The 22,997-nt window shown below is 71.8% G+C and carries 14 protein-coding genes; 3 read left to right on the plus strand and 11 right to left on the minus strand.

From position 1 onward, the window contains the following. Nucleotides 1-97: 97 nt before the first annotated feature. Nucleotides 98-3,331, minus strand: coding sequence for a lectin (locus IH48_RS33040; RefSeq protein ID WP_037841047.1), 3,234 nt, complete (start codon nt 3,329-3,331; stop codon nt 98-100). A gap of 268 nt (nt 3,332-3,599) precedes the next feature. On the opposite strand from IH48_RS33040, the gene IH48_RS0105230 reads away from it, so the two are divergent. Further along, nucleotides 3,600-5,453 (plus strand): glycoside hydrolase family 76 protein, encoded by a 1,854-nt coding sequence (locus tag IH48_RS0105230; RefSeq protein WP_030899704.1) that lies wholly within the window; start codon nt 3,600-3,602, stop codon nt 5,451-5,453. Between the two features lie 42 nt (nt 5,454-5,495). On the opposite strand, the gene IH48_RS0105235 is transcribed toward IH48_RS0105230, so the two are convergent. Next, entirely contained in the window at nt 5,496-6,293 is a 798-nt protein-coding gene (locus IH48_RS0105235) for an SAM-dependent methyltransferase (RefSeq protein WP_030899706.1), read from the minus strand. A 104-nt stretch (nt 6,294-6,397) separates the two neighbouring features. Further along, nucleotides 6,398-7,366: a winged helix-turn-helix transcriptional regulator gene (locus IH48_RS0105240; protein ID WP_030899708.1), complete on the minus strand. Its 969-nt coding sequence runs from the start codon at nt 7,364-7,366 to the stop codon at nt 6,398-6,400. A 178-nt stretch (nt 7,367-7,544) separates the two neighbouring features. On the opposite strand from IH48_RS0105240, the gene IH48_RS34265 reads away from it, so the two are divergent. Next, on the plus strand, nt 7,545-11,723 hold the full coding sequence (locus IH48_RS34265) for a S53 family peptidase (RefSeq protein WP_051839187.1): 4,179 nt from the start codon (nt 7,545-7,547) through the stop codon (nt 11,721-11,723). A 59-nt stretch (nt 11,724-11,782) separates the two neighbouring features. On the opposite strand, the gene IH48_RS0105255 is transcribed toward IH48_RS34265, so the two are convergent. Both IH48_RS0105255 and IH48_RS0105260 read right to left on the minus strand, forming a co-directional pair. Next, entirely contained in the window at nt 11,783-12,661 is an 879-nt protein-coding gene (locus IH48_RS0105255) for an NAD(P)H-binding protein (RefSeq protein ID WP_030899711.1), read from the minus strand. Beyond that, nucleotides 12,658-13,083, minus strand: coding sequence for a nuclear transport factor 2 family protein (locus tag IH48_RS0105260; protein WP_030899713.1), 426 nt, complete (start codon nt 13,081-13,083; stop codon nt 12,658-12,660). Before IH48_RS0105260 ends, IH48_RS0105255 begins: the two co-directional genes overlap by 4 nt. A gap of 116 nt (nt 13,084-13,199) precedes the next feature. Between IH48_RS0105260 and IH48_RS0105265 the strand changes: the two genes are divergently transcribed. After that, nucleotides 13,200-13,811 carry a TetR/AcrR family transcriptional regulator gene (locus IH48_RS0105265; protein WP_030899715.1) on the plus strand — a complete coding sequence of 204 codons (612 nt, stop codon included), beginning with the start codon at nt 13,200-13,202 and terminating at the stop codon, nt 13,809-13,811. Nucleotides 13,812-13,865: 54 nt separating this feature from the next. Here IH48_RS0105265 and IH48_RS0105270 read toward each other — a convergent pair whose 3' ends face one another. The 6 genes from IH48_RS0105270 to IH48_RS0105300 form a co-directional block, all read right to left on the minus strand. Beyond that, complete coding sequence (locus tag IH48_RS0105270) at nt 13,866-14,378, minus strand: thioesterase family protein (protein WP_030899717.1); 513 nt, start codon at nt 14,376-14,378, stop codon at nt 13,866-13,868. Continuing rightward, the gene (locus IH48_RS0105275; RefSeq protein ID WP_030899718.1) at nt 14,375-15,379 is read right to left on the minus strand and encodes a 3-hydroxyacyl-CoA dehydrogenase NAD-binding domain-containing protein; all 1,005 of its coding nucleotides are present in this window, start codon (nt 15,377-15,379) and stop codon (nt 14,375-14,377) included. The genes IH48_RS0105270 and IH48_RS0105275 overlap by 4 nt, the downstream gene beginning before the upstream one ends. Before the next feature lie 54 nt (nt 15,380-15,433). Beyond that, nucleotides 15,434-16,327, minus strand: coding sequence for a 3-keto-5-aminohexanoate cleavage protein (locus IH48_RS0105280; protein WP_199809894.1), 894 nt, complete (start codon nt 16,325-16,327; stop codon nt 15,434-15,436). A gap of 58 nt (nt 16,328-16,385) precedes the next feature. Then, a complete protein-coding gene (locus tag IH48_RS0105285) occupies nt 16,386-17,273 on the minus strand; it encodes a TetR/AcrR family transcriptional regulator (RefSeq protein ID WP_030899721.1) in 888 nt (295 codons plus the stop codon). Nucleotides 17,274-17,401: 128 nt separating this feature from the next. Continuing rightward, nucleotides 17,402-21,595: a carboxypeptidase regulatory-like domain-containing protein gene (locus tag IH48_RS0105290; protein WP_037841114.1), complete on the minus strand. Its 4,194-nt coding sequence runs from the start codon at nt 21,593-21,595 to the stop codon at nt 17,402-17,404. Between the two features lie 633 nt (nt 21,596-22,228). Next, nucleotides 22,229-22,993: an SDR family NAD(P)-dependent oxidoreductase gene (locus IH48_RS0105300; protein ID WP_030899724.1), complete on the minus strand. Its 765-nt coding sequence runs from the start codon at nt 22,991-22,993 to the stop codon at nt 22,229-22,231. Nucleotides 22,994-22,997: the final 4 nt, after the last annotated feature.

Below are 22,997 nucleotides of genomic sequence, written 5' to 3' on the forward strand. Positions count from 1 at the left end.
GCTCCTCACCCTGCCCGTACACGCGGATGCCCGCCGGCCGTGGTGCGGCCGGCGGGCATCCGCGGTGGCGCGGTGGCGCGGTTTTTGTGGTGGCCGGTCAGGCCGGGAGCGTCCACTTCTGCGCCGAACTGTTGTTGCAGGTGTAGATCTGCAGCTGCGTGCTGTTGGCGGTGGACGAGTCCGGGTCGTCGAGGCACAGCCCCGAGTGTGTGTTGATCAACTGGCCGCTCGCCGTGGCCCGCCACTGCTGGGCGCCGCTGCCGTTGCAGTTCCACAACTGCACGGGTGTGCCGCTGGACGTACCGCTGTTGGACACGTCCAGGCATCCTCCCTCGACCCGCAGCGTGCTGTCCGCGCTCACGGTCCAGTCCTGCGCGCCGCCGCCGTTGCAGGTGTAGATCTGGACGGGTGTGCCGTTGGCGGTGCCCGCCGACTTGTCGTCCAGGCACAGGTTCGAGCCCACGCCGGCGGTGACCGCCCCCGTGCGGGCGGCCGGGGCGGCGGGCAGCGTCCAGTTCTGCGCCCCGCTGCCGTTGCACGTGTAGATCTGCAGCCTGGTGCCCTCGGTCGTGGAGCCGCTGGGATCGTCGAGGCACAGCCCGGACTCGGGGTTGACCAGCGAGCCGTTCGCCCCCGGCTTCCACTGCTGGGCGCCCGAGCCGTTGCAGCCGTAGAGCTGGACCTTGGTGCCGCTCGTCGTCCCGGAGTCGGAGACGTCGAGGCACTTGCCCAGGGTGCGCAGGGTGCCGTCGGTCGCGATCACCCAGTCCTGCGCCGCCGTGTTGTCGCAGCCCCAGATCTGGATCGCCGAGCCGTTGGACGTCGACGAGTTGGCGTCGTCGACGCACTGGCCGCCCGCCGACTTCACGGCCCCGACCCGCGGCTTCGGGGGAGCGGCGACATCGCCGCCGTACGAGGGCGGCGCGGCGGCCGAGCCGGCCGCCCAGTCCGTGTCGGCGCTGGTGGACAGGGTGTAGCTGAGGGTGCCGCCGTCGGTGATCGCGGTTGTCGGCGCGTAGGCGTTGTTCCACGCCGACCCGTTGAACGTCGCAGACTGCACGTACGGGGCGTTGTCCGCCGCGCCGTTGCCGTTGATCGTCAGGGTCTTGCCCGAGGGCAGCGTGACGACGGCCTGCGTGAACACCGGCGAGCCGAGCGCGAGGTCGGACGTGCCCGGCGTCATCGGGAACATCCCGAGCGCCGACCACACGTACCACGCGCTCATCGCGCCGAGGTCGTCGTTGCCGTCGGCGAGACCGCTCGGGCTGTTGGCCCAGATCTGATCCTGCACCGAGCGCACCGTCGACTGCGTCTTGTACGGCTCACCGGTGTAGTCGTACTCCCACGGCAGCTCGATGCTGGGCTCGTTGCCGACCCACGCGTAGCCGTCGGCTCCGGTGTAGCTGCGCAGCACGCTGTCCAGGTAGTGGTTCATCGCGGTGTTGCCGCCCTTGGCGGTGGCGAGCCCGGCCACGTCGAACGGCACCATGCCGGTGTAGATCCATGAGTCGGCCTCGACCATGTCGGTGCCGCTCGTCGGGTCGAAGCCGTTCACCCACGTCCCGTCGGCGTCGCGCGGCTCGACGAAGCCGGAGGACGGGTCGAGCGTGCCGCGCCAGTCCTGGGCGCGGTTGGCGTACGTGTGCTGGTTGGCGGTGTCGCCGAGCGCGCCCGCGAACGCCGAGAGGGCGAAGTCGGCGGTGTTGTACTCCAGCGTCGTGGCGACGGGGCCGTAGAAGTTGCAGCAGCCGTAGCTGCCGTCGTGCGGCTCGTAGCCCGGCGCGTTCAGGTAGTTCAGGCCCGGCCGGTCGTTGTTGGCGGTACTCGCCTGCTTGACCAGGTCGGAAAGAGCGGCCTTCGTGTCGAAGTCCGTGGCGCCGAACGCGTGGTAGTCGGCGATGATCGCGGCGGCCGGGTCGCCCACCATCACGTAGGATTCGCCGTTGTCCTCGGACCACTTGGGGAAGATGCCCGTCTGCGCGTAGTCGTCGACCATCGACTGCGCGGTGTCCGACGCGGCCTGCGGGTCGACCAGCGCCTCCAGCTGCGCCTGGGAGCGGTAGATGTCCCAGCCCGAGTAGTTGGCGTACGCGGCGTGGTGGCCGGAGTCGACGGTGTGGGTCTTCCCGTCGAAGCCGTAGTACTGGCCGTTGGTGTCGCTGATGACGTTGGGGTGCAGCAGCGAGTGGTAGAGCGCGGTGTAGAAGATCTTCTGCTGGTCGGCTGTCCCGCCGCCGATCTTGATCTTGCCGAGAGCGGAGTTCCAGGCGCTCTGCGCGGCGGCGCGGGTGCTGTCGAAGTTCCAGCCGGGGTTCTCCGCGCTTCGGTTGGCGACCGCGTTCGCGACCGAGACGTAGGAGACGCCGACCTTGGCCTGGACGACCGGGTCCGAGGTGGTGTCGAAGGTGACATGCGCGCTGGACGCGGCGGCGTCGGGCGCGGCGGACCCGGTCGCCGCCTTGCCGTGGGCCTTCGGCATCGTGCCGTGGAGCGTCGGCTTGTTCGCCTTCTCCGGCGCGTTCTTCGACGCGCGCTTGGTGGACTCGGGGTGCAGGGTCCCCGCGGACTTCGCGGCGGCCGTGCCCTGGCCGGTGAACGGCTTGTCGAAGACCATGTCGAAGTAGACGGTGTACGTGTTGCCGGCGCCGCAGAAGTGGCCGCTGGTGACCTGGCCGCTCACCTCCGTGTCCGAGACCACGTTGAACTGCGTCGAGGACGCGCCGTTCTGGCTGCCGGAGAGCTTGAACAGGAGGTTCGCGCTGGTCGTCGACGGGAAGGTGAAGCGCGCCATGCCGCTGCGGGTGGTCGCGGTCAGCTCGGTCGTCACCTTGTTGTCGAGCGCGACCTTGTAACTGCCCGCCGAGGCGGACTCGTTGCCGTGCGAGAAGGAGTCAGTGGCCGAGTTGTCCACGGCGCCCACGGTCGGCAGCACCGGCACGTCCCCGGCGGCGCCGCAGCCGGGCCCGGCGATGTGGGTCAGGCTGAAGCCGGTGACCGACGAGTCGTTGTACTCGTACCCGCCGCCCGGCGGCCGCGACGGCGTGTCGGGACTCCACTGCACCATGCCGAACGGGACGTCGGCGCCGGGGAAGTCGTTGGCCTGGTTGGAGGTGCCGATGAACGGGTTCACGAGGGACGCGGGTGACGTCACCAGCGCGTCGGCCTTCTTCGCCGCCGCGTGCACGGCGGCGGGCGCGGCCTGGGCGGGCATCGCGAACGTGCACATCAGCGCGGCGCCCGCGCCGGCCGCGAGGAAGCCGGTGAGGCGCCGACGGCGGGGGAGCGATCTGCGCCGACGCGGGCGAGTCGCGCCCGCTGAGGGGGGATTCATGGATTTCTCTCCTGGGGGGTGAGTGGTACTCCTTGACGGGAAGACAACGTTGTCAGGTACTCAACGTGGAGAGCGCTCTCGGCAACGTAGCCAGCGCACGGGGGCGCGTCAATGGTCCGGGCAAATCCCTTGTCCTGACGCATAGTTGACCATGCGGCGCCGCGACCCAGGTCCGCGCGGGGCAGTCTTGACTGGACATGACAACGGTGCCTCAATACCGGGAGAACGCCGAAGGACGCAGGCGGCCCGCGGACGATGGGGGATCCTGATGGCAAGAACCCGGTTCGTGCCCCTCGCACTGCTCGCCCTGCTCGTCGCGTGCCTCCAGTCCCTCGCGCTGTCCTCCGCCCAGCACGCGCACGCGGCGACGCAGGTCTGCGCCCTGTACTGCGACACCCGCGATCCCTCCCAGGCGCGGGCCGAAACGTTCCCAGTGCCCAACAAGGAGGAGAACGGGCGCCGCATCGAACTGCACGTGTCCGACCCCGATGGCATGGCCTGGGCCAGCATCGACGACGGGCAGCTCGACGACTCGGTGTGGCTGGACCGCTCGTGGGACGGCGGCAAGACCTGGGACGGTCTGCTCGGCAAGGCGTCCATCCCGTCCACCTGGACCGGCACCCGCACGCTCATGTACAACCTCTACGACCCCACGAACCACCGCCGCGCCGTGCTGCGCGCCTGTGGCGACGCCCAGGGCGTCGCCTGTACGAACTGGGCGCACCTGAGCGTGTGCACAGAACGCTGCGACGGCGCGTCCCCCGGATCGGGCACCGGCGACGCCCAGCCGGTGCCCGCGACCACCCTGGAGGGGCGCGTCATCGCCCTGCACATGGACGACGCGGGGATGGCATGGGCGACCCTGCGGGGCGGGGCTGCGGGGGACGAGGTGTGGCTCGACCGGTCCTGGGACGCGGGCGCGACCTGGCCGGACGGCTCCTCGATGTCAAGGACGAGCGTCCCCGCGGGCGCCACGTCGACGACCACCGACAAGATCAACACGTCCGACCCGCTCGGCCGGTTGTACGGCGGCGCGGTCCGCGCCTGCGGCCGTGCCGTCACCGGGCAGAACGGCAGCTGCACCGCCTGGGCCAGGCCGGCCGCCTCACGCGCCGCCGCGGCGGCGGACGCGCTGATGTGGTCCTACGATCCCCGGACCGCCTACTGGAAGTCCAGCTGGTGGAACTCGGCGGTCGCCCTCGCCACCGTCATCGACTACATGCGGCAGACAGGCGACACCACGTACGAGTGGATCATCGACCGCAGCTTCGAGATCAACAAGGGCACCTTCCCGGCAGGCGCGCGGAGTTCGGACCCGATCGAGGGCGACTTCATCAGCCGGGCGACGGACGACACGGAGTGGTGGGCGCTCGCCTGGATCGACGCGTACGACCTCACGGGCGACGCCAAGTACCTGGACGAGGCGAAGACCATCGCCTCCTACGTCAACGGCTACTGGGACGACACCTGCGGCGGCGGTGTGTGGTGGGACCGCGAGAAGACGTACAAGAACGCCGTCACCAACGGCCTCTACGTGCGCCTCACGGCGGAGTTGCACAACCGGATCCCCGGCGACACACTCTGGCTCGGCCGGGCGTCCACGGCATGGAAGTGGTACGTGTCCAGCGGCCTGATCAACTCGTCGGGGCTGGTCAACGACGGCCTGAACACGTCCACGTGCGAGAACAACGGGCAGACGGTGTACTCCTACAACCAGGGGCTCGCGATCGGTGCCGGCGTGGAGGTGTGGCGCGCCACGCATGACGCCTCGGCGCTGGCCCAGGCGCGGGCGCTTGCCGACGCGGCGATCGGCTCGCCCGCGCTGACGACGGGCGGCATCCTGACCGACAAGTGTGACGCCGTCACCTCCGACTGCGACGACAACGGCAAGCAGTTCAAGGGCGTGTTCATGCGCTACCTGCAGGACCTCGACGGCGTCACGGGCGGCGCCTACCGCTCCTTCGCGACGACCCAGGCCGACTCGATCTGGTCCGCCGACCGGGACACCCTCAACCGGCTGGGCGAGCGGTGGTCGGGCGCGACGTCGTCGGACCACCCCAACGCCAGGGACTGGCGCACCCAGGCATCGGCGCTGAGCGCACTGCTCGCGGCGGCCGGTTGACGGCCCGCGGCTGACGCCGCTCGCGCCGCGTGCGCACGCGTCTCACCCGGCCTTGCGCGCCACGCCACCGTAGAAGCCGATCTCCTCGGAGCCCTCCGGCGGCGTGGCGTCCGGGCGCCAGAACGGGACCTGCACCAGTCCGGGCCCGACGAGCTCGAAGCCGTCGAAGAACCGCTCCACCTCGGAGTGCGGCCGCAGGTTCAGGGTGGCGGTGGCGCGCGTGTAGACGGCCTGCGCCTCGCTGCGGTCGGCGAAATCGCCGGTCGCGTGCGACAGGACGAGGAAGCTGCCCGCGGGCAGCGCGTCGCGCAGCGTGGCGACGACACCCGCCGGGTCCTCCGCGTCGGTGAGGAAGTGCAGCACGGCGATGAGCAGCAGCCCCACCGGCTGGTCGAAGTCGATGAGCCGCCGTACCTCGGGGTCGTCGAGCACGGCGGCGGGCTCGCGCAGGTCGCCGAGGGCGACGCCGGTCGCTCCCGAGTCGCTCAGCAGCGCGTTGGCGTAGGTGTTCACGATCGGGTCGTTGTCGACGTACGCGACCCGCACGTCGGGCACCACCTCGTGCGCGGTCTCGTGCACGTTGGGCGAGGTGGGCAGGCCCGTGCCGATGTCGAGGATCTGCCGGACGCCGCTGGAGACCACGTACCGCACGGCACGCCGCAGGAAGGCCCGGTTGGCCTGCACGCCGACGCGCACCTCGGGTGCAGCGTCGACGAGTTGGTCGCCGGCCTCGCGGTCGAGCTCGTAGTTGTTCTTGCCGCCGAGCAGGTAGTCGTAGATGCGGGCCGGATGCGGCTTGCTGGTGTCGATGTCCCCGGCGCGGAAGCCCCTGTGCGTCACGTTGCGCTCCTCTCGACGACTGCGACGGCCCGCGTCCGCGACCGGCTGACGGCAGTTTCGCACACTGGCCCTGACCGGGGCCGAGCGCAGGCCGGGCACCGTCCTCACAGCCAGCCGCGCCGTACCGCCTGGGCCCCTGCCTGGAAGCGGCTCGTGGCGCCGAGGCGCGCCACCAGGTCGGCCGTGCGGCGGCGCAACGTACGCTCGCTCACGCCGAGTTGGCGTGCCAGCGCCTCGTCCTTGAGCCCGGCGTTCAGTAGCGAGAGCAGCAGCCGGTCCTCCTTCGCGAGACCCTCGGTGTCCGTGGACCGCACGGCGCCGAAGGCCTGCACCCCCTGCTCCCACTTCGCCTCGAAGAGCTCGCTGAGCGCGTCGAGCAGGCGGGACTGGCGGACGAGGACGGCGGAGGCCCGCGTGCCCAAGTCACTGGCGGTGAGCGGGAGTACGGCAGCCCTGCCATCCACCATGACCATCTTCAGCGGCACCCTCGGCACGAGCCGCACCTGCTCGCCCATGGCCGCGGCCTCCTTGATGGACGCGGCACGCTCGGGCACGTCGAGGGCCTCGGTGGCGTACACGGCCCGTATCGTCACGCCGCGGGCGAGCGCTTCGCTCTCGACGTCGGGCGGCTTGGGCGAACTGCCCAGGTACGGGGGGGAGTCGAAGGCGAGCACCTCGCGGTCGGCGCCGAGGATCAGCTCGCCGAGTTGCGCCGTGACGGCAGCCGCCCCGTCGATGACCTCGACCAGCTGGTGCGGGTCGCCCCGCATGGCGCGCTCGTGGTACTCCGCCGCGTATGCCTCCACGGAGGACGCGGCGCTGTCGAGTTCGGCCTGCCGTGCCCGGATCAGCGCGGTCAGGCCGCGGCGCGGGTCGACGGCCGTGTAGCGAGCGGGACGCCCGGCGGAGGAGGCGAGGCCCGCGGCAACGAGCCGGTCGAGCACCCGCCGCGCCGCCGCGACGGAGATGGCCTGCCGCTCGGCCAGCTCCCTGCTGGTCAGCCGCTGCCGCCGCAGGAGCAGCCGGTAGGCGTCCTCCGACGCGCCGTCGGGCCAGACCGGCTCAAGCACCATGCCTCCTGGCCTCCCGCGATTCCCGTCCGGGCCCACGCTATCGCGTGGCCAGGATCGGTCATTGACCGGTAGCGGCCACGATGATCCCTCGCCTCATCTGCATGGCCACTGCAAGAGTTTCCGGCGCCCCGTCAAGTCCCCGGGCGCCCAGCCAGCCCAGCAGGAGTGATCGACCCTGATGTCATCCAGAAGGAAACCCGAACGCCCGGGCATACGCCCGACCGCACGCCCCGGCATACGCCCGGCCGGCATCGTGGCGGCGCTCGCCACCTCCGTCGCGCTGCTGAGCGCCCCGGCCGCCCACGCGGACCCCGCCACCGGCCACCACTCCGTACGCCTGACCGCCGGCGCCCTGAAGAAGCTCAGCGACCAGTACACGCCGCGCACGGACGGCACCCCCGGCCTCGTCGCCGCGGCGAGAGCCGCTTCCGGCGGGCCCTCGGGCACAGGCAGCGGCAAGGACGCGTCGCCCCAGGGATCCGGCGCCACGAACGGCGCCAAGGCGGCCCCGCACAGCGCTACAACGGACTCCGGCTCCTCCGCAGGCTTCCAGGAGGAGAGCAGCTGGGAGACCCCCAGGGGTGCGGCCTCCACCTTGGCACTGCACGGCACCTCCGACTGGGTGGGCGTCTTCAGCGGCGGCGAGGTCGCACGCTACGACGCGAACGGCAACCCCGTCTGGCAGCGCACCAGCCACTCCCTCTACAAGGACTGGCGGGTCAAGCCCGTAAATGCCCGTCAGGCCGAGGAGTTCTCGCCGGTCCTGTTCCAGGGCTACGACCCGTACCAGCCGAGCGCGCTCGGCACCCACCCGTTCGCGCAGGCCGACTTCACCCACGACGGCGTCGACGACATCGCCGTCGCGTACAGCGTCGGCGCGTCCCCCGCACGTCCCTTCACCTCTCCCGGCTCCGACCTCCAGTCAGGCACATTCGTCTCCGTGCTGGACGGACGCACCGGCGCGATGCTCTGGCACACGCTGCTGCCCGGCGAGGTCGGCTCGCTGACCGTCCAGGACGGCAAGCTCATCGCCGCCGACGCCACCGGACCCGACTGGGGCAACGACCCGGTCGCCGAGCAGGGCGACAGCCGAAGCTCCCTCGTCGCCTACAGCTTCCACGCCGCGAGCAAGTCCAAGCTGACCGGCAAGAAGGCGTGGACGTACAGCACCAAGGCGCCCTGGGCGCTGTGGAGCGACGTCGAGCCGGCGGGTGACGGCCTCGTCACCGCCGGCTGGACCGACACCCCGATGGGCCTCGGCAACCCCCGTCCCGCCGACGGGCACGTGGTCGTCGTCGACACCGGCACGGGCCGCGCCGTCTCCGACACCAAGACCCCCGGCTACCCGCGCATCGTGCAGCGCGACCCCGGCTCCGACAAGATCCTCGTCGCCGAGCAGAACGACCCGCTCGACGCGGTCGGCTGGGACCTGACCACCGTGGGCATCACGTCCGGCAAGCGATCGGTCATCACCCACCGCTCCGGCGTCATCCCCGAAGCGCTCGCCGTCAACTCCGGCGCCCACGGCAAGCAGCCGCGCTACGCCGTCGCCGAACTCGGCATCAACGCGGACCTGACCGACGGGCAGAGCTCCGTCTCCGCGCTGGACAAGCACGGACACACCACCTGGACGCACCAGACGTCGAGCACCATCGGCGGCGCCAACGCGCCCACGCTCTCGCTCACTTACGACAGCAGGGGCCACGGCAGCGTCTACGCCGCCGTCGCCGACGCCGGCCCCGAGACGAGCAACCGGCCCGAGGCGCCGGCACACAGCCGGCTCATCGCGTTCGACGCACGCAACGGCCGCACGGCCTGGCACAAGGACGGCAGCGTCGTCGGCGACCAGGTGACGCCCTACCACGGCGGCCTGCTGACCGTCGGCTACGGCCTGACCGCGTACCGCACGAACCCGGCCAACGGCAAGGCCACGGCGCTTCCGCTGCTGGCCGACACGTACGCCGCGGTCGCCACCGACGTCAACGGCGACGGCGTCAAGGACCTCGTCGTCGGCGGCGAGAGCCACGGTGTGTTCGCCCTCGACGGCCGCACCCTCAAGGCCGCGCAGCCGCGCATCCTGTGGAAGAGCGCCGTCGACGCCTCGGTGCGCCAACTGCGCCTCGGGAAGCTGAAGGACAGCGCGGGCCACACCGCGCAGCGCGTCGTGGCCGCCACGTCGCACGGGTTCGCCGTCCTGCGGCCCGGTGACGGGAAGATCACCGGCCAGGTGGACACCGGCACGTTCCAGCCCGGCGTCGCCATCGCCCGCGGTTCGGTGGTCGCCTCCGGCACCGCGCTCACCGCCTACACCTCCGACGGCGCCAAGGTATGGAGCTATCGGCCGGCCGGCACCTCCGGCAAGGACGTCCGCTACTCCGTGCCGGCCACGGACGCCGACGGCCGCCTCTACCTGGAATACGGCGGCGCGCGCGGCGCCTTCGGCACCGGGCCGACCGACCCGGCGCCGACGGCCGTGGCACTCGACGCCACGAACGGCAAGGAACTGTGGAGCGAGCAGCCGAAGTCGGCCGCCGCGTCCTGGATCGAGCAGCAGTCAGGCGCGTTCGCCAGCCCGTACATCCCCGGCGCGGACGGTCAGGGCGTCGCCTTCGCCTTCGGCGGCGACGCGCCCTCCACCGACGGACACCTCGTCCAGATCGTCGACGGAGCCACCGGCAAGGTGCTCTCCAGCGACGACTCCACGGGCTCCCCGACGTTCCAGGGCTTCGCCGCCTCCCCGACGTACGGGCTCGTCGAACTGCACACCAACCTCATGACGGTCTACCCGGCCGACGGCGGTTCGCGGTTCGGTGTGCGCACGATGGCCAACGTGTTCCAGGCCGCGTTCGCCACCTCCACGGACGGCCAGGAGAAGTTCGTCTCAGGGACCGGCGGACTGGGCGTCTACTCGCTGCCGTTCCCGAAGGACGAGTCGCAGTTCACCTACGCCGACAGCGAGCAGTTCGCGCTGTTCGCCGGCTCCGTCACGCCCGTAGACCTCGGCAAGGGCAAGGGCACCGACCTGATCGCGCTCCAGCGCGACTGGTCGGCCTACGACCTCAACCAGCAGGTCGGCGGCTTCGGCGCCGACTCCTTCGCGATCGACAGCTACCAGCACGGCATCACCGTCGAGAAGGTGACGGCCCGGTCCACGGGGCGGTCCACGGCAGGCACGACCGAGCCCAAGGCCACGCAGAAGGCCCCCGCCGCCCCGGCCACCGCGCAGGCGGTCGAGGTCAGGACCCTCCCCATCGGCACCGCAGTCGCCCCGATGCACGTTCAGCGCTCCCTGAAGGCCGAGGGCGCAAACGACACGGAGACCACGGCCGGTTACACACCGCAGCAGATACGCGCCCGGCTCGGGCTCACCGGTGACGGCACGGGACAGACCACCGCGATCACGGTGGCGTACGACTACCCCGGCGCCAAGGCCGACCTCAACCACTTCGCCGCGCACTTCGGGCTGCCGCAGACCTGCGACAGCGTCGCGAAGGGCACCGACTGCTTCGACTTCGAGCAGGTGTACGCCGAAGGCGCCAAGCCGCAGACGAACGCCAACTGGAACGAGGAGGCCGCGCTGGACATCGAGTGGGCGCACTCGGTGGCGCCCAAGGCGAAGATCGTCCTGGTGGAGGCCGCGGACGCGTCGGCCGCGGCACTCAACCGGGCCGTCGACACCGCGGCGTCCTACCACCCGGCGGCCGTCAACAACAGCTGGGGGATGCCGGAGTTCTCCGAGGAGTCCTTCTACGACGGCCACTGCGAGCTGCGGCAGTCGGTGTGCACCCAGTCCACCGGAGACGCCGGCTACCCGGCCGGCTACTCCAGTACGAACCCGTACGCGCTGGCCATCGGCGGCACGCACCTCGTACTGGGCGACGACGGCTCCACCCGGAGCGAGACGGCGTGGAGTTCGACCGGCGGCGGCCTGAGCTACTTCGAGCAGCGCCCCGCCTACCAGGACGGCGTGCAGTCCAGTCCCTACCGCGCCACCCCTGACGTCTCCTTCGTCGCCGACCCCCGGACCGGGGTCGCGGTCTACACCTCGGCCACGGGTACCGCGCAGTGGCTGGAGGTCGGCGGCACCAGCCTCTCTTCGCCGATCTGGGCGGGCATCGTCACGGCCGCCGACCAGTTGCGTGCCGCCGCGGGCGAGAAGCCGCTGGCCGTGGCGGGCGCGGGCGGGGACACCGCCCACGCCGCCGTGTACGGCCTGGGTGACGCGCTGAGCGACATCACCGCGGGGTCGAACGGTGCCTGCGGCAGCGAGTGCACGGCCGGCGACGGCTACGACACGGTGACCGGCCTGGGCTCGCCGAAGGCCGGGATCGACGCGGCACTGGCCGCGGCGAAGTAGCCGCGCCCGCACCGCCCACGACGCCGGGCACGCTCCCCCCGGAGCGTGCCCGGCGTTCGTCATGCCGGGGGCGTGTCCGCCGGGCCCGACTCCCGCTCCACCACGGCACGGAAGGAGCACGGAGGCCGGCCGGTGACGCGCTGCACGGTGTCGGTGGTGCGGTCCTCCGCGCCCTCGGCGATCGAGCGCTCCATGTCCGCCAGCATCGCGGCGAAGTCCCGTGGGATCTCCGCCGCGAGGCGATCTCGCAACTGTTCGTGGGTCACGTGGCGGTGCACGACGCGGCGGCCGGTGGCCTCCGTCATGATCGCGGCGACGTCGTCGTGGCTGAGGGCCTGCGGCCCCGTGAGCACCAGGTCGGTGTCGGGAGCGAGATCGGCGGTCAGGGCCTGTACGGCGACGGCGGCGATGTCGTCGGCGTCGACGAACGCGACGCGCCCGGCGCCGGTGGCCGTGGTGATCGTGCCTTGCTCCCGGATGCTGTGCGCGTGCACGTGGCTCCCGGTGAAGTTCTGCATGAACCAGGACGGCCGCAGCACCGCCCACTCGTCGAACAGGCCGGGCAGTGCCTCGTGCACGGCCCCCACCGCGGGTCCGCCGCTCGGCACCGCGGAACTGCTGAGAAGCACCGCGCGGCGCACCCCCGCGTCGCGCGCACGCCGCAGGAAGGGCAGCATCACCGCCGCCGGGTCGAAGTCGCCGACGGGCGGGGTGAGATGGACGCGGTCGACGCCGTCCAGCGCGGCGGCGTGCGTCGCCGGGTCGTACCAGTCGAAGCGGACCGCCATCGGGCCCCCGACGTGGGCCGGGCCTCCGCCCGCACCTCTGCTCGCGGCTTTGACGCGATGACCCGCGGCGGTGAGCCGGGCGGCGACGCGGCTGCCCGTGGTGCCGGTGGCGCCGATCACGAGGGTGGCGCCGGCGGACGCCGCTGTCACCGGGCGCTCCCGGTGAAGTCGGCGCCGGACTCCTGGACGGCGAGCGGGTTCCAGTAGTCGCGGTACGAGGTGATGCGCCCGTCCGCGAAGGCCACGACGGCGATGTAGCGCATGTCGAACGGGCCGCCGGTCCTTACCAGGCGGCCGACGCCGCGCATCTCGACCACGATCGTCGCCGGGTCGGTGGTCTCGTGGATGCGCACGTCGGTGAAGTCGTGCAGGTCGATGTGGTCGGGATAGCCGCTCATGTAGGCGGCCACCGCCTCCCGTCCCTCCAGCAGCCTCGGCCGGCCCGGGGGCGCGAAGGGGAACTCCATGGTGCCGTCCTCGGCCCACAGGCCGGCCCAGCCGTCCATGTCCTTGGCCAGCAGCAGCCGCAGGCCGTGGCGGTAGATGTCCGCCGGTGAGGTGTGCGCGGGCAAGGGCTCGCTCCTTCCGATATGATACAGATTCGGACCTGTGGTCCGGTTTTAACGATACGGACCCAGGGTCCGCTTCGCAAGCGGCGATGCGGCGCACGACAGGCCGGAGGAGGCCCATGCCCGAGCGCAAACCCCGCAAGGACGCGGCCCGCAACAGGGCGGCCGTCCTCGCGGCGGCCGACGATCTCTTCGCGAACCGCGACAGCGCCGAAGAGGTCACGATGGCGGACATCGCGGCGGCCGCCGGAGTGGGAAAGGGGACCCTGTTCCGCGCCTTCGGCGATCGCGTCGGCCTGATCCGCGCGCTGTACCAGGCGCGTCTCGAACCGCTCGCGGAGGCGGTCGAGTCGGGACCGCCGCCCCTCGGGCCCGGCGCCCCTCCGCGCCGGCGGCTGCCCGCCGTGCTCGACGCCCTGCTGTGTTTCAAGCTGGACAACCGCCAACTCGCGCTGGCCCTTGAGGGCGCGGGGAGCGGCAGCCCCTACCAGGCCGGGCACTACGAGCAGTGGCACACGCTGCTGCGTACGGTGCTGAAAGGCGTCCCCGGCTTCACGGACGGGGGCTCGGACGCAGGCTCAGGCGCGGACGCCGACTTCGCTGCACACGCACTGCTCGCCGCCACCCGCGCCGATCTCGTCGAGCACCTGGCGGGCCAGGAGGGCGCCACGCGCGAGGAACTGCGGGCCCAGCTTGCGGTGTTCGCCGCCAGGGTGCTGGGCGGAGTGTGACAACGGGCCGGGACCCCGCCAGGGTCCCGGCCCGTTCCCGTGCACGCGGGCCGCCTACCGGGGAGTTGGCTCGTCCTGTGCCTTCGGCACGGGAGCGATGGCGCGGCCCGCCCACTCCGGCGGCTCCTCGGTGAGCGCGTCGAACCTTTCGCGGACGGCGTCGGGGAGCGGGGCCGCGTGGCCCGCGCCCTGGTCCACGTGGATGCCGAGCAGTTCGATGGTGGCGACGGGCGCACCGTCCACGGCGTCGGCACCGCTGCCGTCGGCTGGCTGCACACGCATCTCGTGCGCGAACCGCACCTTCCTGGCATCGACGCCAAGCACCCGCGTGCGGATGGCCAGTTCGCTGCCCTCCGCGACCTCCCGCAGATAACGCAGGTGGGCCTCGGCGGTGTAGAGCGAGCAGTTGCTCTGCTCACGGTAGCCCGGCCCCAGGCCCGTCTCGATCATCATGGCGTCCGTCGCGTGCCCGAAGGCGAGGACGTAGAACGCCTCGCTCATGTGCCCGTTGTAGTCGATCCACTCGGGCCGGACGGTGGCGCGGAACAGCGGCAGGCGCTCGGTCATGCGTCACCACCCCGCTCGCGGGAGGCTCCGGCTTGGGCACCGGTCAGCCTGCCCGTCGCGCGCAGCACATCGATGACGCCCTGGTCCCGTTCCGCGACGAGCTGCGCGATGGTGCGCCCGCCCGCCGCCTCGTCGCAGCCCTCGACCATCGCCGTACGCAGCGCGGAGTCCAGCTCGGGCGCCTCAAGACGGGTCCACGGCGACTTCAGCGAGGGGCCGAAGTGGTCGAGCATGTGCCCCATGCCGCCCTCGCCGCCCGCGAGCGCGAACGTGAGGCACGGGCCCATGAACGCCCAGCGCAGCCCCGGGCCTTCGGTGATGGAGGCGTCGATGTCCCGTACCGTCGCCTCGCCGTTGTTCACCATGTGCAGCGCCTCGCGCCACAGCGCTTCCTGCAGGCGGTTGGCGATGAAACCGGGCAGCTCGCGATCCATGGTGATGACGGACTTCCCGGCCACCTCGTAGAAGCGGGAGGCCCACTCCACGGCCGCCCTGTCCGTGCGCTCACCGCCGACGACCTCGACGAGCGGTATCAGGTACGGCGGGTTGAACGGGTGCCCGACGAGCAGCCGCCCCGGGTTGGCGGCCTCCGTCTGCATGTCGGTCATCGGGTAGCCCGACGTCGACGACGCGATCACGGCCTCCGCGGGCGCGGCGGCGTCGATCCGGGCCAGCAGCTCGCGTTTGAGCTGGAGCTTCTCCGGCGCGCTCTCCTGCACGAACTGGGCGCCGGCGACCGCCTCTTCGAGTGTTGACGTCACGGTCAGCCGCTCGGCGGACGCCCCTTCGGCGAGCCCGAGCTGGGTCAGCGCCGGCCAGGCGGCGTCGACCAGGCGGCGCAGCTTGTCCTCGGCGCCAGGAGCGGGGTCCCAGGCGGTGACGGAGTAGCCGCGGGCGAGGAAGTGGGCCACCCAGCCGCCACCGATCACACCGGCGCCGACACAGGCGACACGGCGTACTTCCTCGGGCGGGGGCGGCAGCGGGTTACGGGGTTCGGTCATGGTGGGGTCCTTGACGTCGTGCGGTGGGGGAGAAGAGGGACCGGATCGGGGGCGTCACGAGCGGGGCTTGAGGCCGAGCCGCTGCCTGGCCTCGTCGGGTGTGGCCACCCGCGCGCCCAGCAGTTCGGTGATGCGCACCGCGCGTTCGACGAGCTGTCCGTTCGTCGCCTTGACGCCCTTGCTGAGGTAGAGGTTGTCCTCAAGGCCGACCCGTACGTTGCCGCCGAGCAGGATGGACTGGGCGACCCACGGCATCTGCATGCGGCCCAGTGCGAAGCTCGCCCACTGCGCGCCCTGCGGGAGGATGTCGACCATCGACTTCAGCACGCCCGGCTCTGCGGGCGCGCCCCACGGGATGCCCATGCACAGCTGGAAGACCGTCGGATCGTCCAGCAACCCCTCAGCAAGCAGCTGCTTGGCGAACCACAGCTGTCCCGTGTCGAAGATCTCCAACTCGGGGCGCACGCCCAGCTCCTGGATGCGTTTGGCGCCCGTGCGGAGCATGTCCGGGGTGGAGACGTAGAGGTTGCTGCCGTCGCCGAAGTTCAGCGAACCGCAGTCGAGGGTGCAGATGTCGGGCAGCAACTCCTCGACGTGCGGCAGCCGTTCGATGCCGCCGACGAGGTCGGTCCCGGGCAGCCGGGTGAGCGGCTCCTCGGGGTCGATGACGAGGTCGCCGCCCATCCCCGCGGTCAGGTTGATGACGACGTCCGTGCCGGTCTCCTTCACCCGCTCGACCACCTCGCGGTAGAGGCGGGGGTCGCGCGCGGGCGCGCCGGTCTCCGGGTCGCGTACGTGGATGTGCACCACGGCGGCCCCCGCCCCGGCGGCCTCCACCGCGGAACGGGCGATCTGCTCGGGGGTGACGGGAACATGCGGGCTGCGGCCGACGGTGTCACCCGCGCCGGTGAGGGCGCAGGTGATGATGACAGAGTCGTTCATGGGCATGGGGGATCCTCCGCTCGTGCGGTCGGGGCTTTCGGATGCGCGCGCGGGACGCGGCGGACTACGCGCTCAACTCGGTTTCGACGTAGGCGAGAAGCGCGGTACGCATGTCGTCCGCACTGGTGCCGTCGCCGTCCGGGGCATGGGGTCCTTCACTGGTCGGCGAGGCGAGCACCTGGGCGGCGAGGCCGTCGATCATCGCGGTCAGCCGCAGGGCGCTGAACTCCGGGTCGACGTCGCGGAAGACGCCCTGCGCGATGCCCCGTCCGATCACGTCGGCGACGGTCGACCGCCACTGCCGGTAGTACTCGGCGTGCAGCCGGCCGACGGCCGTGGAGCGCGCGGCCTGCGCCCACAGGTCGAGCCAGACCAGCCACTGCTCCCGTTGGCGCGGGGTCGCCGGCGTCTGCAACTCGATGAGCTGGCGCAACTCGTCGGCCGCACTGTCCGCCTCGGCGATGCGGGCGGATCGGCGCGCGGTGTCCTCGTCCATGCACCAGCGCACGGCGGCCTCCAGCAGCTCGGCGCGGCCGGGGAAGTGGTAGTGGATGGCGGCCGTGCTCGTCCCGCAGGCGTCGGCGATGTCGGCGACCCGCACGGCGTGGAAGCCGTGCCGGGCGATGAGCCGCACCGTCTCCCTGACGATCTGCAGCGGACGCCCGCCATCAGGCCGCGCGTCACGCGACACGGCAGCGGCCGCAGGGACGGCCGGGGCGGCGACCGTCGTAGGGGCAGAGACGGCTCCCGAGCCGAGCAGCCAGCCCGCGTCCACGCTCCCCGCGTCCGCGATGCGCGCGAGTTCCGCGACGGCGAACCGGCGGGTGCCCCTGAGCGATCGGGACAGTTTCGACGGGTCCATCACGATGCGGCGCGCGAACTCGCGCTGGCTGCAACCGGCCGCGCCGATCACCTCGCGCACGCGCTGCGCCACTTCCTCGTGCTGCTGCATGGTGAGCCACCGTAGGGCTCAGTTGAGGAAAACGCAATCGCGTGTCCTCTCAATACCTGTTGGACGTGGTGTTGCGGTACTGACTGACGCATCAGTCAGTACCGCAACGGCATCGCGTGCAGCAGGCGTTACGCCTTGTCGAGCGTGTAGTCCACCGTCACCGTCCCTCCTCTCTTGAGCCTCGCCCTGGATGTCTTCGGCTGGTAGCCGTCCTTCGCGACGATCAGGGTGAGCGGGTTGTTACGGGTGTCGAGCCAGAGCTGGTACGTGCCGTCGGCGCCCGTCTTGAGCGTGTAGTGCGTGGCCCACGAATCGATCTGGACCGTGGCGCCCGCCAGCGCGGCGGTGCCGCCCTTGCCGTCCGAACCCAGGACCTTGCCGGTGATCTTGCCCCAGGTCTTGGGCGGGGCCACCGTGAGCGTCACGGGAACGCTCGGCAGGGCGTAGGGGGTGTCCGAGGACAGCGTCAGCTCGGCGCCGTAGGTTCCGGGCTGGGTGATGTCCGGGACGGAGGCGTCCAGCGTGACGGCCACCCTGGCCGTGGCACCGGGCTTGAGGGTGACGTGGTCCTTGCCCTCGGACAGCCAGCTGACGTCGCCGCCGCCCTGCTGGTCGTAGCCGGGGAGCAACTCGACCGTCCTGATCGGCTGCCCGTTGCCGACCGCGCCGCCGACCTTGTAGAAGCCGGACGCGCCGCCGCCCCGGTAGCTCGCCTGGTTGGCGTTGGGCAGGGCGGACCAGGCACCGGCCGCCGGGTCGTAGGCGAACGCCTTGTTGGTCAGGGCGGTTCCCTCGACGCCCGCGGTCACCAGCAGCTGGCCGTTGGCCGCCGTGTACGACGAGGCCCACAGCGCGGTGGGCAGGTCGGGCAGAGCGCTCCAGGAGTCGGCCGCCGGGTCGTAGACGTAGGCGGAGTCCAGGGCGCCGGCCGCGTCGGAGTTGCCGCCGGCGCAGTACAGCTCGCCCTTGATGGCTCCGCACGCCTCCCAGGAGACCGGCACCGGGTAGGGCGCGGCGGTCGACCAGGAGTCGGCCGCCGGGTCGTACACGTTCACCGCGGTCGAGCCGCAGGCGGACCCGGTGCAGCCGCCGACGGCGTACAGCTTGCCGTCGAGGACCGCGGAGCCGGCTCCGGCCAGCGGGGAGGGCTCTTCGGCGCCGGTCGTCCAGGCGTCGGCCGCGGGGTCGTAGATCTCCAGCTTGCCGTCGGGGTCACCGCTCGCGCCCCAGCCGCCGGCGATGTACCACTTGCCGCCGATGAATCCGTGGGCCGGCGACTCGCGCGTGTCGCTCGCCGAGGCGCCCTGCGTCCACGCGCCCGTGCCCGGGTCGTAGCTGTAGAGCGACTTGACGTCGGCGGCGCCGTTGAAGCCGAAGGCCGCGTAGACCTTGCCGTCGTGCGTGTCGGCGGCCAGGTCCTGGAGGTTCGTCGGCAGGTCGCCCGCGCTCTGCCAGGCGTCGTCCGAAGGACCGGTCAGGCTCGGCCTGGCCTTCTTCGCCTGGTGGGCCGCGGCCGACAGCGGCGAGAAGTCACCCTTGACCTTCTGCAGCGGTGCGCCGTGGCCGGCCGGTGTGACGGTGCCCGACCCCTCGGCGATGTCGAGAGTCGCCGGCTCGGAGCCGGTGTTCGTGACGGTGAGGCGCTTCGTCTTGCCACCGCCCCACTTCACCGAGGCGCCGATCTTGCCCGGCTTGACCTCCAGCCGTCCCGCCTTGAGCGAGAAGTCGGCCTTGACGGCCGAGTCGGCTGCCACCGCCACCTGCTTGGTGCGGTCGGTGTAGGCGTGCTTCGAGGCGGTCAGCGGCTGCTTGCCGGGCGTCGCGAACGCCCAGTAGAAGCCGTCCGGCAGGTTCGGGTCGTCCAGCGTGGCCGCCGTGGCCGCGCCGACCTGCGAGCCGTCGGCGCCGCTGACGTTCGCGGCGACGAGACCGTCCTTGGTGTTGGCGTCGGTGACGACACCCTCGACGAGGCCGCCGGGCCGCAGCTGGGCGAGCCGCTGCCCCACCATGACGTCGTCGACCTGCCACCACCATGCGAAGTGCCCGGTGTAGTGGAAGCGCAGCCGGACCGACGACTTGCCCGCGAAGTCCTTGAGCGGGACGGTCACCTGGTCCGGGCCCGTGACGTCCTGTGCCGGCGCGGTCCACACCGTCGTCCAGGTGCTGCCGCCGTCCGAGGTGGCCTCGACGGTCGCCTGCTGTCCGGAGTACGACTTGTAGTCGGTACGGAACGACATCTCGGGGGCCTCGGCGCCACTCAGGTCGTAGACCGGGCTGACCAGCGAGGTGTCCTGGGTGGCCGAGCTGCCGAGGTGGTCGCTGTCCACGATCGCGAACGCACCGTCGCCGCCGGTGTGGTTGCCCCGGCCGCCCGGGTCGTCGAACTGCCAGCCACCCTCGGTGTCAGGCGCGTTGACGACACTCCAGCCTTCCGGCGCCGCGGTCGTGGAGTCGAAGGGCTCCGTGGTGCCGTCGTCCTTGAAGGTGTAACCGGGCGTCCCGCCCGCGAACGGGTCGACAGGCACGGAGACACTGGCGGAAACCGCCGCATCCTTGACGGAGACCTTCTTGGTGACGGACCGGTAGCCCGAATAGGCGCTCGTCACGGTGAGCGTGTAGTCGTGGTCCGACGGCAGCGGAAGCGTGTACGCGCCGGTCGCCGGGTCGGTCCACACCGACGCGTCGTCGCCCACGCTGACGCGGGCGTACAGCGGCCAGCCGTGCCCGGACCCGTCCGTCACCCTGCCGGAGACGGTCTGGCGGCCGACGGCGGTGAGGGTGACGTCCTTGGTGACGGTGGCCCCGTCGTCGACCTTGACGGCCGGCTCGGAGGCGGTGGCGTAGCCGAAGGCGTCCACCGACAGGCTGTAGGAGCCCGGCGCCAGGGTCAGGGAGTACGTCCCGTCGGCTTCGGTCTTCGCGCGGACAGTGGTGTCGCCGGCCGTCGCCGTCACGGTCGCCCCTGACACCGCGTCACCGGTGGAGCCGTCCGTCACGGTGCCCGACAGGCTGCCGTGCGCCCCTTCGGTGAAGGCGGCGACACCGTGCGGGGTGCCGAGACCCGTCGGACCGTCGTAGCCCGTGGTCGCGGTGCACAGGTAGGACGGGCTGCAGGTGCCGTTGCTGCCGCTGGTGACGTCGTTCAGCGTGCCCTTCGCGGCCGCGTAGGGGTAGGAGTTGGGGTACGTGCCGTCCGCGGGGGTGCCCGCGGCGGCGTACACGCCCGCGATCAGCGGCGAGGAAGCGCTGGTGCCGCCGTACACGGCCCAGCCGGAGCCGCCGTACGTGACGTACACCGACACGCCGGTGACCGGGTCGGCGACCGCCGAGACGTCCGACACGGCGCGCTTGTCGCAGCCGGTGTCCGTCTGGAAGGCGGGCTTCGCCTCGTAGGCCGAGCAGCCCGATCCCGGACCGCCGTAGCTGTTGTGCCACACCGACTCGGACCAGCCGCGGTCCGTGCCGCCGTCCCGGGTCAGCGCGGTGCCGCCGACGGACGTGACGTAGGGCGACGCGGCGGGGTAGGCCACGCCGTACGCGTCGTCGCCCGAGGACGCGACGACCGCCACGCCCGGGTGGTTGTAGTACGGGTCGTACGTGGTGGCCTCGCTCGGGTCCTCGCCGCCGCCGGAAGCGGTGTAGCTCGTCCCGTACGAGTTGGAGACGTACTTGGCCCCCAGCGCGACGGCCTCGTCCACGGCGGCGCCCAGGTCCTCGAAGGACGCGCTGTCGGCCTCCACCAGGAGGATGTGCGCGTTGGGCGCGGCGGCGGAGACCATGTCCAGGTCGAGGGAGATCTCCCCGGCCCAGCCCGGGTCCGGTGCCGGGTAGTCGGTGCCCCCGCGCTGGTCGACCTTGGTGAAACAGCCGTCGTCGGAGGTGCAGGCCGGCAGGCCGTACTGCGCGCGGTAGACGGCGAGGTCGGCCCCGGCGTTCGGGTCGTCCTGCGCGTCGACGACGGCGACCGTCTGGCCGGCGCCCCCGTTCGCGGGCAGGTCGTAGGCGGACTGGAGGTCGGTCGCGCCGAACCCGCTGGGTGTGGCGTCGCCCTTCAACAGCCCCTTGACGGGGCTGATGTCGGTGCGGCGCAGGGCGTAGCAGGTGGCGTAGCCGGGTTTCGGCTGCGTGGTGCAGGCAGGCTCGACCTTGGAGGACTTGCCGTGCACGGACACCTGAGCGGCACCCTTCGCGGGTGCCGCCGGTGCGGTGTGGTGGTTGATAACGTTGTCGGCGGCCACGGGTCGGGCCGCTTGAGCGGTCGGGGCCTGCACGCCGACGAGTATGAGCGCGGCGGCGCCCAATACGGCCAGCCAGGCGGGGATCCGCCGCCCGAGGGGTCTCCTGGGCGGTCTCGGCTTGAGCGATCTGTTCAAGATGCTCTCCCTGTGAGGTGCACGAACTCCGCGTGACGTGTGCGGAGAACGTGAAGAGGAAATCTCCCAGACCATTGACGATGAACGGTCAACAAAAGTCAATGAGGTTGCATAAAGCTGGTGTTGGGCTCATCGGCGTCTGGCGTGAAACCGCTTCTTCGTCCACCGGACTCGTCGCGAGTGGTGAGAATTCGGTGAAGGCACATCGATGGGATGGCGCAAGGACGGCAATGCGCCAATCCCGGCGCGCGTGCCGTCGCACCGCGCGGCCCGCACGGCGCCACGCACGGAGCCCGCCGGGTGGCTCCGGGGCCGGACGAGCCGCCCGGATTGGGCGGGAAAGGCCGCTGCGGCCGAAGGCCGGAAAGCGCCGCCGACCCGGAAAGTCCACGCGCGAAGAATGGGAGGGGCGCAAGGGGCGGTGGGATGCGACGGGGCGGCCGAATCGGTCCTGGGGGCGGGCCCGGCCCCGTCCGTTCGGCCGGGCAGTGGCCGAAAGCCGCGGCCGGTGTGGCCGCCTCGGCCGGTGCCGGCGGCGATCGGCCCCGCGCAGGCGAACCCGCGGGGCCGACGCGGTGGGCCTCAGATCTGGTTCTCGCCGCCGTCGGCGTAGAAGTTGGCGCCGAGCACGAAGCTGCTCTCGTCCGACGCGAGGAACGCCACGACGGCGGCGATCTCCTCGGGCCGCCCCATCCGGCCCAGCGCGGTGTCGCCCGCGAGCTTCTCCCGGGCGGCGCCGGCCGCGCCCTCCTCGCCCTCCTCGCCTCCGAACAGGTTGGTGATCCCGGGGGTGTTGACGGGTCCCGGCGAGATGGCGTTGACGCGCACGCCGCGGCCCTTGAGCTCGTTGGCCCAGGTCCGCGCGAACGTCCGTACGGCGGCCTTGGACGCCGCGTACAGGCCGAAAGCCTCCGCTCCGTTGTCGGCGGCGGTGGAGGCGTTGAGGATCACCGAGGCGCCGTCGTTGAGCAGGGGCAAGGCCTTCTGGACGGTGAACAGCGTGCCCCGCACGTTGACGTCGAAGATGTGGGCGACGTCCTCCTCGGTGATCTGTTCCAGGGGCACGAGCGAGGCGGTCGCCGCGTTCGCGAAGACCACGTCGAGGCCGCGGCCGCGTGCGCGGACAGCGTCGTAGAGGCGGTCGAGGTCCGCCAGGTCCGAGACGTCCCCGGCCACCGGGGCGACCCGCGCGGCGCCGATGGCCTCGACGGCCTTGTCGAGCTCTGCCTTGCGCCGGCCGGTGATGAACACGTGCGCACCCTCGTCCGCCAGGCGTGCGGCGGTGGCCAGGCCGATGCCGGTACCGCCGCCGGTGACGACCGCGGTCTTGTTGTCGAGCTTTCCCATCGCG

This window comes from Streptomyces sp. NRRL F-5126 (assembly GCF_000721265.1).
In the GTDB taxonomy this organism is placed as follows: domain Bacteria; phylum Actinomycetota; class Actinomycetes; order Streptomycetales; family Streptomycetaceae; genus Streptomyces.